Source organism: Citrobacter sp. Cf118 (assembly GCF_030334095.1).
Lineage (GTDB): Bacteria > Pseudomonadota > Gammaproteobacteria > Enterobacterales > Enterobacteriaceae > Citrobacter > Citrobacter freundii.
Genome location: NZ_JAOWES010000066.1, coordinates 1 through 12,149 on the forward strand (window position 1 = coordinate 1; position 12,149 = coordinate 12,149).

The 12,149-nt window shown below is 55.1% G+C and carries 7 protein-coding genes and 2 pseudogenes; 7 read left to right on the forward strand and 2 right to left on the reverse strand.

What is annotated here, in order from left to right:
* The first annotated feature begins 672 nt into the window (after positions 1-672).
* From ltrA (OGX67_RS07145) to OGX67_RS07175, 7 genes and pseudogenes are all read left to right on the forward strand, one after another.
* Positions 673-2,181, forward strand: coding sequence for a group II intron reverse transcriptase/maturase (ltrA, locus tag OGX67_RS07145; RefSeq protein ID WP_001189111.1), 1,509 nt, complete (start codon positions 673-675; stop codon positions 2,179-2,181).
* Positions 2,182-2,261: 80 nt separating this feature from the next.
* Positions 2,262-2,720: pseudogene (locus OGX67_RS07150) on the forward strand (IS3 family transposase); the annotation flags it as partial.
* A 266-nt stretch (positions 2,721-2,986) separates the two neighbouring features.
* On the forward strand, positions 2,987-3,910 hold the full coding sequence (gene cscK, locus OGX67_RS07155) for a fructokinase (protein ID WP_099530855.1): 924 nt from the start codon (positions 2,987-2,989) through the stop codon (positions 3,908-3,910).
* A 165-nt stretch (positions 3,911-4,075) separates the two neighbouring features.
* Complete coding sequence (locus tag OGX67_RS07160; protein ID WP_110249103.1) at positions 4,076-5,593, forward strand: carbohydrate porin; 1,518 nt, start codon at positions 4,076-4,078, stop codon at positions 5,591-5,593.
* 137 nt (positions 5,594-5,730) lie between these two features.
* A complete protein-coding gene (locus OGX67_RS07165; RefSeq protein WP_000345204.1) occupies positions 5,731-7,101 on the forward strand; it encodes a sucrose-specific PTS transporter subunit IIBC in 1,371 nt (456 codons plus the stop codon).
* Entirely contained in the window at positions 7,101-8,501 is a 1,401-nt protein-coding gene (locus OGX67_RS07170; RefSeq protein WP_110249104.1) for a sucrose-6-phosphate hydrolase, read from the forward strand. The genes OGX67_RS07165 and OGX67_RS07170 overlap by 1 nt, the downstream gene beginning before the upstream one ends.
* A gap of 29 nt (positions 8,502-8,530) precedes the next feature.
* Entirely contained in the window at positions 8,531-9,535 is a 1,005-nt protein-coding gene (locus OGX67_RS07175; RefSeq protein WP_003029591.1) for a LacI family DNA-binding transcriptional regulator, read from the forward strand.
* Positions 9,536-9,700: 165 nt separating this feature from the next.
* Here OGX67_RS07175 and OGX67_RS07180 read toward each other — a convergent pair.
* Together OGX67_RS07180 and ltrA (OGX67_RS07185) are read right to left on the reverse strand one after the other, a co-directional pair.
* A pseudogene (locus tag OGX67_RS07180) lies at positions 9,701-9,888 on the reverse strand (DDE-type integrase/transposase/recombinase); the annotation flags it as partial.
* Positions 9,889-9,968: 80 nt separating this feature from the next.
* Complete coding sequence (ltrA, locus tag OGX67_RS07185; protein ID WP_001189111.1) at positions 9,969-11,477, reverse strand: group II intron reverse transcriptase/maturase; 1,509 nt, start codon at positions 11,475-11,477, stop codon at positions 9,969-9,971.
* Positions 11,478-12,149: the final 672 nt, after the last annotated feature.

The following is a 12,149-nucleotide window of genomic DNA, read 5'->3' on the forward strand; positions in this document are numbered from 1 at the left end:
AGTGTGCCCGGAGTTCAGGGCGGGCATGGATGCTTAAATGAACCGCGAGTCTGTCTGGAATATTGAACCGGTAACTCACGATGAGAAACCCAACAATCCCACCGGGTGTGACGGTGGAGAACCTGAGCGGCAGTGACCTGCGGCATGCCCGCAGGGTGATGTAACCCGCTGACAACGGGGATTGAGGCGAGATCACTAAGCCGAGATGATCCTCAAGGTTAAGTACTGAAAGGCTGAAGAACATGAACCCGTTAATCCGCCTCTGTGGGTTGAAAACGTCACCACGGCCTACGTGATCTGACAGGCCGTGCAGGAGGAACTGGCAGTGATACGTAAGCACTGCCGGTCGAAGGTGTTTTGACATGTATGCGAAACACCGGGGCAGCAGCGTCTATCACGCTTGCGTTGCTGACTTCTGCCAACTTGCGGCAAGCAAGGATAAAGAGTGCGACGGGCAGCCTCCTCAGTATGCCTGAGTCCAGGCAGGTAAACCGGGGAAGGTCAGCGACGGATGTTAAGGGGGCATGGCTCCGATGACGCGCTGGCTGGCGGAGCTTCCGTAGTAGTCCGCGATGGGGAAAGCCCATTACATGGCGAAGGGAAGCAGTTTGAATGTGTTTGCGACGTGAATTAACTGACCTAACGAGGTGAAGACCTTTGATAATCAGCGAAATGCAACGCAAGCTTGCCACATGGGCAGCCACCGATCCGTCCCTACGGATTCAACGGCTGCTGCGTCTGATAACACAACCAGAATGGCTGGCTGAAGCGGCGCGGATCACGCTTTCATCAAAGGGGGCGCATACCCCCGGCGTTGATGGCGTGAACAAAACAATGCTACAGGCCAGACTGGCTGTTGAGCTGCAAATCCTCAGGGATGAATTACTCTCAGGCCACTACCAGCCCTTGCCCGCCAGACGGGTTTACATCCCTAAAAGCAACGGCAAACTGCGACCACTGGGTATCCCCGCGTTGCGGGATCGTATTGTTCAGCGGGCCATGCTGATGGCGATGGAGCCGATATGGGAGAGTGATTTTCATACGCTCTCATATGGCTTCCGGCCTGAGCGCAGTGTCCACCACGCGATCCGCACGGTGAAATTACAGCTCACAGACTGCGGTGAAACCCGGGGACGCTGGGTGATTGAAGGCGACCTGTCCAGTTACTTCGACACCGTACATCATCGACTGCTGATGAAGGCTGTACGCCGCAGGATCAGTGACGCACGTTTCATGACTCTGCTGTGGAAAACCATCAAGGCGGGACATATCGATGTCGGTCTCTTTCGGGCGGCCAGTGAAGGTGTGCCACAGGGCGGTGTTATATCGCCGCTATTATCGAACATCATGCTGAATGAGTTCGATCAATACCTGCATGAGCGCTACCTGAGCGGGAAAGCCAGAAAAGATCGGTGGTACTGGAATAACAGTATCCAACGGGGCCGAAGTACGGCGGTCAGAGAAAACTGGCAGTGGAAACCCGCGGTGGCGTACTGCCGCTATGCCGATGATTTTGTCCTCATCGTCAAAGGCACCAAAGCACAGGCGGAAGCCATCAGGGAGGAGTGTCGGGGTGTGCTCGAAGGCAGTCTGAAACTCAGGCTGAACATGGATAAGACTAAAATCACCCATGTTAATGACGGCTTTATCTTTCTGGGGCACAGGATCATTCGCAAACGCAGTCGTTATGGCGAGATGCGAGTGGTCTCAACGATCCCGCAGGAGAAAGCCAGAAACTTCGCCGCATCGCTGACAGCACTGTTATCAGGCAACTACAGTGAAAGCAAAGTCGATATGGCTGAACAACTCAACCGAAAACTGAAAGGCTGGGCCATGTTCTATCAGTTCGTTGATTTTAAGGCCAAAGTCTTCAGTTATATCGACCGTGTCGTGTTCTGGAAGCTGGCTCACTGGCTGGCCCGCAAATACCGTACAGGTATCGCTTCCCTGATGAGGTGGTGGTGTAAATCACCGAAACCGGGTCAGAGCAAAACGTGGGTTTTATTTGGTAAAACCAATCACGGCAAGCTCAGCGGCGAAATACTGTACCGGTTGGTGGGGCAAGGCAAGAAGCTGTTCCGCTGGCGGCTACCCGAAGGTAATCCCTATCTGAGGACGGAGACCAGAAACACGTATACATCGCGCTTTACAGAAGTGGCAATGGCGTTCGCCAGCATTTAAATGGAGAGCCGGATGCGCTGAAAGGTGCACGTCCGGTTCGGGGAGGAGAGGCAGGGAAATAGTCCGACTACGCCCTGCCTCTTACTCTACTCCGCACCTGGCAGGGCTGGCTGTATCTGGCGGTGGTTATCGATCTCTTCGCCCGTAACGTGGTTGGCTGGTCGATGAAGCCCACTCTCTCTCGCGAACTCGCGCTGGACGCTCTGATGATGGCCGTGTGGCGTCGAAAACCGGACGGCGAGGTTATCGTACATAGCGATCAGGGCAGCCAGTACGGCAGTGACGACTGGCAGCGCTTCTGCCGGGCCAATAACCTGGCACCGAGCATGAGCCGGCGTGGCAACTGCTGGGATAATGCGGTGGCCGAATCGTTCTTCAGTTCGCTGAAAAAAGAACGGATCAGAAAACGTATCTATAAAACCCGGGATCTGGCCCGGGCCGATATCTTCGATTACATTGAAATCTTCTACAACCGGGCCCGGCGTCACAGCCACCTCGGCGGCGTCAGTCCGGAGGCCTTCGAACAGGCCTCGTCGTGAGGACAGGAAATGTCTACTGTTGTGGGGTCAGTCCAAAATAAGATAAAACATAATAATTTCATCAAGTTGTATGGTAATTTATCCAGGATCCATTTGTGTCCAGGACGTAAGTCTTCACAGCTGTCGAATCAATTCTATTTCGTAAGGCGGCTCACGTTTTTATGCCCTGAGCAGCGCTTTTCCGGCTGGAACATTCCACCCACTCATTCATTGTGATTTAATATGCTAAACCGGTTTAATTAAGTTTAGCCTTGGAGGGTTTTAGCATGAAAGCAAAAGTTTGGGTTCTGGGCGACGCAGTGGTGGACCTGCTACCGGAGAGTGAAGGGCGCTTGCTACAGTGCCCTGGAGGCGCGCCGGCTAACGTGGCGGTAGGGGTTGCCCGCCTTGGCGGCAACAGCGGATTTATCGGCCGCGTCGGCGGTGACCCGTTTGGCCGCTACATGCGTCATACCCTGCAACAGGAGCAGGTCGACGTCAGCCATATGTATCTTGACGATCATCACCGCACGTCCACTGTGGTGGTCGACCTTGATGACCAAGGTGAACGCACCTTTACCTTTATGGTACGCCCCAGCGCTGACCTGTTCCTGGCTGAAGAAGACCTGCCACAGTTTGCCGCCGGACAGTGGTTGCACGTCTGCTCCATCGCGCTCAGCGCCGAGCCCAGCCGCAGTGCTACCTTCGCGGCTATGGAGAACATCAAGTCTGTCGGCGGTCGGATCAGCTTTGACCCTAATATTCGTCCTGATCTCTGGCAGGATCAGGCTTTGCTGCAAGCCTGCCTCGATCGCGCTTTGTCCATGGCAAACGTGGTAAAGCTATCGGAAGAGGAGCTGGTCTTCATCAGCGGCAGTAAAGATTTAGCATACGGAATCGCCAGCGTAACAGAGCGCTATCAGCCGGAATTGCTACTGGTGACGCGGGGCAAAGCGGGGGTGCTTGCCGCTTTTCAGCAGAAGTTTACCCATTTCAGCGCTAAACCGGTTGTCAGCGTGGATACCACCGGTGCGGGCGATGCGTTTGTCGCCGGACTGCTTGCCAGCCTTGCTGCCAACGGGATGCCGGCGGATATCAATGCCCTGGAGCCAACGCTCGCTCTGGCGCAAACCTGCGGTGCCCTGGCAACCCTGGCGAAAGGCGCGATGACTGCCCTGCCATACCAGCGCGATCTACACCGCCAGATTTGATCCTAAATACCGTCGTACGCGGTCCACTTTGTTGCATCCATCACACTTATTAAACCGGTTTAGCAAAATCAATTTCAAAATGTTAAATGTCGTGCTTAACATAGCAACTAAACCGGTTTAGCAAAAACACACAATTTTTTATTTTCCTTTTGGGATGCAATCAATATGTTCAGAAAAAGCACACTCGCGGTTCTTATCGCTTTGCTAACCGGCGCCGCCTCAGCCCATGCACAAACGGATCTCAGCAGTATCGAAGCCCGTTTAATTGCGCTGGAAAAACGCTTACAGGATGCCGAAAACAGAGCGCAAACGGCAGAAACCCGCGCAGAGTCGGCAGAGAAGAAAGTACAGCAGCTCACGACACAGCAACAAAAAACCCAGGACAGCACTCAGGAAGTGGCTCAGCGTACCGCCAAACTGGAGAAAAAAGCCGATGAGAAAAGCGGGTTTGAGTTCCACGGCTACGCCCGCTCCGGGGTGATAATGAATGACTCCGGTGCCAGCACCAAATCCGGGGCCTATATGACGCCAGCAGGGGAAACCGGCGGGGCTATTGGACGTCTGGGAAACCAGGCCGATACCTATGTTGAAATGAATCTTGAACATAAGCAGACCCTGGATAACGGGGCAACGACCCGCTTCAAAGTCATGGTCGCCGACGGTCAAACCACTTATAACGACTGGACGGCAAGCACCAGTGATTTGAACGTTCGTCAGGCCTTTGTTGAACTGGGTAACCTGCCCACCTTCGACGGGCCGTTTAAAGGCTCAACCCTGTGGGCCGGGAAACGCTTTGACCGGGATAACTTTGACATTCACTGGATCGACTCGGATGTCGTGTTCCTCGCCGGTACCGGCGGCGGTATTTACGACGTCAGGTGGAACGACAGCGTTCGAAGCAACTTCTCTCTTTACGGGCGTAACTTTGGCGATATTGCTGATACCAGCAACAGCGTGCAGAACTACATCGTCAGCATGAACAATTTCATCGGTCCGGTGCAGGTGATGGTCAGCGGGATGCGGGCAAAAGACAACGACGAACGCCAGGATACTAACGGTAATCCGGTCAAAGGCGATGCGGCAAATACCGGCGTGCATACGCTGCTCGGATTGCACAACGACAGTTTTTACGGCCTGCGTGAAGGTGCCAGCAAAACCGCCCTGCTCTACGGTCACGGTCTGGGTGCAGAAGTTAAAGGTGTCGGCTCTGATGGCGCGTTACGCTCGGGGGCTAACACCTGGCGCTTCGCCAGCTACGGCACCACGCCACTGAGCAAGAACTGGTTTATCGCCCCGGCGATACTGGCACAAACCAGTAAAGACCGTTATGTCGATGGCGACAGCTACCAGTGGGCGACGCTGAACATGCGCCTGATCCAGGAGATCAATCAGAACTTCGCCCTCGCTTATGAAGGCAGCTACCAGTATATGGATCTCAAACCTGAAGGTTATAACGATCGCCATGCGGTAAACGGTAGCTTCTACAAGCTCACCTTCGCCCCGACCTTTAAGGTTGGCGACATCGGTGATTTCTTCAGTCGTCCTGAAATCCGTCTTTATACCTCATGGATGGACTGGAGCAAAAAACTCAATAATTACGCCAGCGATGACGCGCTGGGTAGCAGTGGGTTTAAATCGGGCGGCGAATGGTCGTTCGGGATGCAGATGGAAACCTGGTTTTGATGGTTAACACCTGGCGACAGTAACCGCCGGGGCGACAAAATACGTTTCGTCGCCCCGGACACAATAACAACGAAGAGAATGCGCCCCGGCTACCACGGGACGACAACTCGAAAATCAATACGCATTCAGAGGGTACTATGGATTTTGAACAGATTTCCCGCTCGCTACTTCCGCTTCTGGGAGGCAAGGAAAATATCGCCAGCGCCGCGCACTGTGCCACACGCCTGCGCCTGGTGCTGGTCGATGACTCACTGGCCGATCAGCAGGCCATCGGCAAAATTGATGGGGTGAAGGGCTGTTTCCGTAACGCCGGACAGATGCAGATTATCTTCGGCACCGGGGTGGTGAACAAAGTCTACGCCGCCTTTATCCAGGCGGCAGGGATTGGCGAATCCAGCAAATCGGAAGCTGCCGACATTGCGGCGAAAAAACTGAATCCTTTCCAGCGCATTGCCCGCCTGTTGTCGAACATCTTTGTGCCGATCATCCCGGCTATCGTCGCCTCCGGCCTGTTGATGGGCCTTCTGGGGATGGTTAAAACGTACGGCTGGGTCGACCCGGGTAACGCCATCTACATCATGCTGGATATGTGCAGCTCAGCGGCGTTTATTATTCTGCCGATTCTGATTGGCTTCACCGCCGCCCGCGAGTTCGGTGGTAATCCTTATCTTGGCGCGACGCTTGGCGGCATCCTGACTCACCCGGCGCTCACCAACGCCTGGGGTGTGGCCGCCGGTTTCCACACCATGAACTTCTTCGGCCTTGAGATTGCCATGATCGGCTATCAGGGCACGGTGTTCCCGGTGCTGCTGGCGGTGTGGTTTATGAGCATCGTTGAGAAACAGCTGCGTCGCGTGATCCCCGATGCACTGGATCTGATCCTGACGCCGTTCCTGACGGTGATCATTTCCGGTTTTATCGCCCTGCTGATTATCGGCCCGGCTGGTCGCGCGCTTGGCGACGGTATTTCGTTTGTCCTTAGCACCCTGATTACCCACGCCGGTTGGCTGGCCGGACTGCTGTTTGGCGGTCTCTATTCGGTTATCGTCATTACCGGTATTCACCACAGCTTCCACGCCATCGAAGCGGGACTGCTGGGCAACCCATCCATCGGCGTCAACTTCCTGCTGCCGATTTGGGCGATGGCCAACGTCGCTCAGGGCGGTGCTTGTCTGGCGGTGTGGTTCAAAACGAAAGATGCCAAAATCAAAGCCATTACCCTGCCCTCGGCGTTTTCTGCCATGCTCGGCATCACCGAAGCGGCGATTTTTGGTATTAACTTACGCTTTGTAAAACCGTTTATCGCAGCCCTGATTGGCGGCGCGGTGGGCGGCGCGTGGGTGGTATCCATGCATGTTTACATGACCGCGGTGGGCCTGACGGCTATCCCTGGCATGGCTATCGTGCAGGCCAGCTCGCTGCTGAACTACATTATCGGGATGGTTATCGCCTTTGGCGTCGCCTTTGTCGTCTCCCTGGTACTGAAATACAAAACGGACGCTGAATAATGTCACATCCATCACGCCTGCCTGCGATTTTGCAGGCTGTTATGCAGGGCCAGCCGCGCGCGCTGACCGACAGCCACTATCCCCGCTGGCACCATGCGCCGGTGACCGGGCTGATGAACGATCCCAACGGCTTTATTGAATTTGCCGGACGTTATCACCTGTTTTATCAGTGGAACCCGCTCGCCTGCGATCATAAGTTCAAGTGCTGGGGGCACTGGAGCTCTGCCGACCTGCTGCACTGGCAACATGAGCCGATCGCGCTCATGCCGGATGAAGAGTATGACCGCAACGGCTGCTACTCCGGCAGCGCCGTGGATAGTCACGGCACGCTCACCCTGTGCTATACCGGCAACGTAAAATTTGACGACGGCAGCCGAACCGCGTGGCAGTGCCTGGCGACGGAAAATGCCGACGGCACGTTTACCAAACTCGGCCCGGTATTACCGCTGCCGGAGGGCTATACCGGCCACGTGCGTGACCCGAAAGTCTGGCAGCACGAAGGTCGCTGGTACATGGTGCTGGGCGCACAGGATTTGCAAAAGCGTGGCAAGGTGTTGTTATTCAGCTCAGCGGACCTTCATGAGTGGACGAGTCAGGGCGAAATCGCCGGTTATGGCATCAATGGCCTGGACGACGCGGGCTATATGTGGGAATGCCCGGACCTGTTTGCCCTCGGCGACCAGCATGTCCTGATTTGCTGCCCGCAGGGCGTGCCTCGTGAGAAAGAGCGCTATCTCAACACCTACCCGGCAGTGTGGATGAGCGGCGATTTCGACTACCACCGCGCGGCCTTCGAGCATGGCGAACTGCACGAATTGGACGCAGGGTTTGAGTTCTACGCCCCGCAAACCATGCTTACCAGTGATGGCCGCCGTCTGCTGGTCGGCTGGATGGGCGTGCCGGAGGGCGAAGAGATGCTTCAACCGACCCTCACCAACGGCTGGATCCATCAGATGACCTGCCTGCGTGAGCTGGAGTTTATCGATGGTCAGCTATACCAACGTCCTCTACGAGAGCTGAGCGCCCTGCGCGGCGAAGCGCACGGCTGGGCAGGGAACTCCCTGCCGCTGGCACCGATGGAAATCGTTCTACAAACCACTGGGGACGATATTTTGAGCCTCGATTTTGACGGCGCATTAACCCTTGAACGCGATGCCAGCGGGATCCGCCTGGCCCGACCCAGTCTGGCCAGCGACGAGAAGCATTATCGTTACTGGCGCGGAGACGTCCGCTCGCTGCATATTTTCATCGACCAGTCTAGCGTGGAGATTTTCATCAACGGCGGCGAAGGAGTGATGAGCTGCCGCTACTTCCCGGCCTGTTCAGGGCAGCTAATGTTCTCCGGCATCACACCGGACGCATTCTGCTACTGGCCGCTGCGAACTTGCATGGTAGAATAAGCGTTTTGCCTCAAGCTCATGGCGTCGTAATGAAAACTAAACGCGTAACCATTAAAGATATAGCCGAACAGGCTGGCGTCTCAAAAGCGACCGCCAGCCTAGTACTGAACGGTCGTGGCAAGGAGCTGCGTGTGGCGCAGGAAACGCGTGAGCGAGTACTGGCGATTGCCCGTGAGCAGCACTATCAGCCAAGCATTCACGCCCGCTCGCTGCGCGACAACCGCAGCCACACCATCGGACTGGTGGTGCCGGAGATCACCAACCACGGCTTTGCGGTCTTTTCACATGAGCTGGAAATGCTGTGCCGCGAAGCAGGCGTCCAGCTATTGATCTCTTGTACTGATGAAAACCCCGGTCAGGAGAGCGTGGTGGTCAATAACATGATTTCCCGCCAGGTTGACGGTCTGATCGTCGCTTCATGTATGCACAACGATGCCGACTATCTTAAGCTCAGCCAACAACTGCCAGTAGTGCTGTTTGACCGTTGTCCTAATGAAAGCCTGCTGCCGCTGGTGATGACTGATTCGATTACCCCAACGGCGGAACTGATTTCCCGCATTGCACCTAAGCATAGCGATGAGTTCTGGTTTTTAGGCGGTCAGTCGCGTCTGTCGCCTTCACGCGATCGTCTGACCGGCTTCACGCAGGGTTTGGCTCAGGCGGGTATTGCACTGCGCCCGGAATGGGTGATTAACGGTAACTACCACCCGAGCTCAGGCTATGAGATGTTCGCCGCACTCTGCGCGCGACTTGGGCGGCCGCCTAAGGCGCTGTTCACTGCCGCCTGTGGACTGCTCGAAGGGGTACTGCGCTATATGAGCCAGCACCATTTACTCGACTCAGATATCCATCTGACGAGCTTTGACGATCACTATCTTTATGATTCGCTGTCGCTGCGTATCGATACCGTACAGCAGGATAACCGCCAGTTGGCCTGGCACTGCTATGATCTGATAAGCCAATTGATCGAGGGCGATACGCCCGAAACGCTACAACGCTACCTGCCCGCAACGCTGCAGTTTAGGCATCAGTAATAACTGAGCATTTTTGAATACCCTACAGAGGTGAAATCTGGTGCGAATCCAACAATCAAAAATCAATATTTGTAGTGATGTGATGCGGAAAGGTCTTCACTGCATCAGTAATCACACCAATCGGGTTAAACGGCAAACTGAGTGGTGGTAAAGACTGACACCGGCATTATTACTGTCACTGTGGAACATCACTCCGGCGGGTTTACCGCGAGCTTCCCACGCAATTTCCAGCGCTTTGATGTCAGCTTGCTGTCCGGTGAGAATGACATTGCCCAACCCTCAGGTTTCCTTGCGAACAGATCGAGAACAACAGCAAGGTAAGCCCAACGCTTGCCTGTCCAGAGTAGAGTAAGAGGCAGGGCGTAGTCGGACTATTTCCCTGCCTCTCCTCCCCGAACCGGACGTGCACCTTTCAGCGCATCCGGCTCTCCATTTAAATGCTGGCGAACGCCATTGCCACTTCTGTAAAGCGCGATGTATACGTGTTTCTGGTCTCCGTCCTCAGATAGGGATTACCTTCGGGTAGCCGCCAGCGGAACAGCTTCTTGCCTTGCCCCACCAACCGGTACAGTATTTCGCCGCTGAGCTTGCCGTGATTGGTTTTACCAAATAAAACCCACGTTTTGCTCTGACCCGGTTTCGGTGATTTACACCACCACCTCATCAGGGAAGCGATACCTGTACGGTATTTGCGGGCCAGCCAGTGAGCCAGCTTCCAGAACACGACACGGTCGATATAACTGAAGACTTTGGCCTTAAAATCAACGAACTGATAGAACATGGCCCAGCCTTTCAGTTTTCGGTTGAGTTGTTCAGCCATATCGACTTTGCTTTCACTGTAGTTGCCTGATAACAGTGCTGTCAGCGATGCGGCGAAGTTTCTGGCTTTCTCCTGCGGGATCGTTGAGACCACTCGCATCTCGCCATAACGACTGCGTTTGCGAATGATCCTGTGCCCCAGAAAGATAAAGCCGTCATTAACATGGGTGATTTTAGTCTTATCCATGTTCAGCCTGAGTTTCAGACTGCCTTCGAGCACACCCCGACACTCCTCCCTGATGGCTTCCGCCTGTGCTTTGGTGCCTTTGACGATGAGGACAAAATCATCGGCATAGCGGCAGTACGCCACCGCGGGTTTCCACTGCCAGTTTTCTCTGACCGCCGTACTTCGGCCCCGTTGGATACTGTTATTCCAGTACCACCGATCTTTTCTGGCTTTCCCGCTCAGGTAGCGCTCATGCAGGTATTGATCGAACTCATTCAGCATGATGTTCGATAATAGCGGCGATATAACACCGCCCTGTGGCACACCTTCACTGGCCGCCCGAAAGAGACCGACATCGATATGTCCCGCCTTGATGGTTTTCCACAGCAGAGTCATGAAACGTGCGTCACTGATCCTGCGGCGTACAGCCTTCATCAGCAGTCGATGATGTACGGTGTCGAAGTAACTGGACAGGTCGCCTTCAATCACCCAGCGTCCCCGGGTTTCACCGCAGTCTGTGAGCTGTAATTTCACCGTGCGGATCGCGTGGTGGACACTGCGCTCAGGCCGGAAGCCATATGAGAGCGTATGAAAATCACTCTCCCATATCGGCTCCATCGCCATCAGCATGGCCCGCTGAACAATACGATCCCGCAACGCGGGGATACCCAGTGGTCGCAGTTTGCCGTTGCTTTTAGGGATGTAAACCCGTCTGGCGGGCAAGGGCTGGTAGTGGCCTGAGAGTAATTCATCCCTGAGGATTTGCAGCTCAACAGCCAGTCTGGCCTGTAGCATTGTTTTGTTCACGCCATCAACGCCGGGGGTATGCGCCCCCTTTGATGAAAGCGTGATCCGCGCCGCTTCAGCCAGCCATTCTGGTTGTGTTATCAGACGCAGCAGCCGTTGAATCCGTAGGGACGGATCGGTGGCTGCCCATGTGGCAAGCTTGCGTTGCATTTCGCTGATTATCAAAGGTCTTCACCTCGTTAGGTCAGTTAATTCACGTCGCAAACACATTCAAACTGCTTCCCTTCGCCATGTAATGGGCTTTCCCCATCGCGGACTACTACGGAAGCTCCGCCAGCCAGCGCGTCATCGGAGCCATGCCCCCTTAACATCCGTCGCTGACCTTCCCCGGTTTACCTGCCTGGACTCAGGCATACTGAGGAGGCTGCCCGTCGCACTCTTTATCCTTGCTTGCCGCAAGTTGGCAGAAGTCAGCAACGCAAGCGTGATAGACGCTGCTGCCCCGGTGTTTCGCATACATGTCAAAACACCTTCGACCGGCAGTGCTTACGTATCACTGCCAGTTCCTCCTGCACGGCCTGTCAGATCACGTAGGCCGTGGTGACGTTTTCAACCCACAGAGGCGGATTAACGGGTTCATGTTCTTCAGCCTTTCAGTACTTAACCTTGAGGATCATCTCGGCTTAGTGATCTCGCCTCAATCCCCGTTGTCAGCGGGTTACATCACCCTGCGGGCATGCCGCAGGTCACTGCCGCTCAGGTTCTCCACCGTCACACCCGGTGGGATTGTTGGGTTTCTCATCGTGAGTTACCGGTTCAATATTCCAGACAGACTCGCGGTTCATTTAAGCATCCATGCCCGCCCTGAACTCCGGGCACACT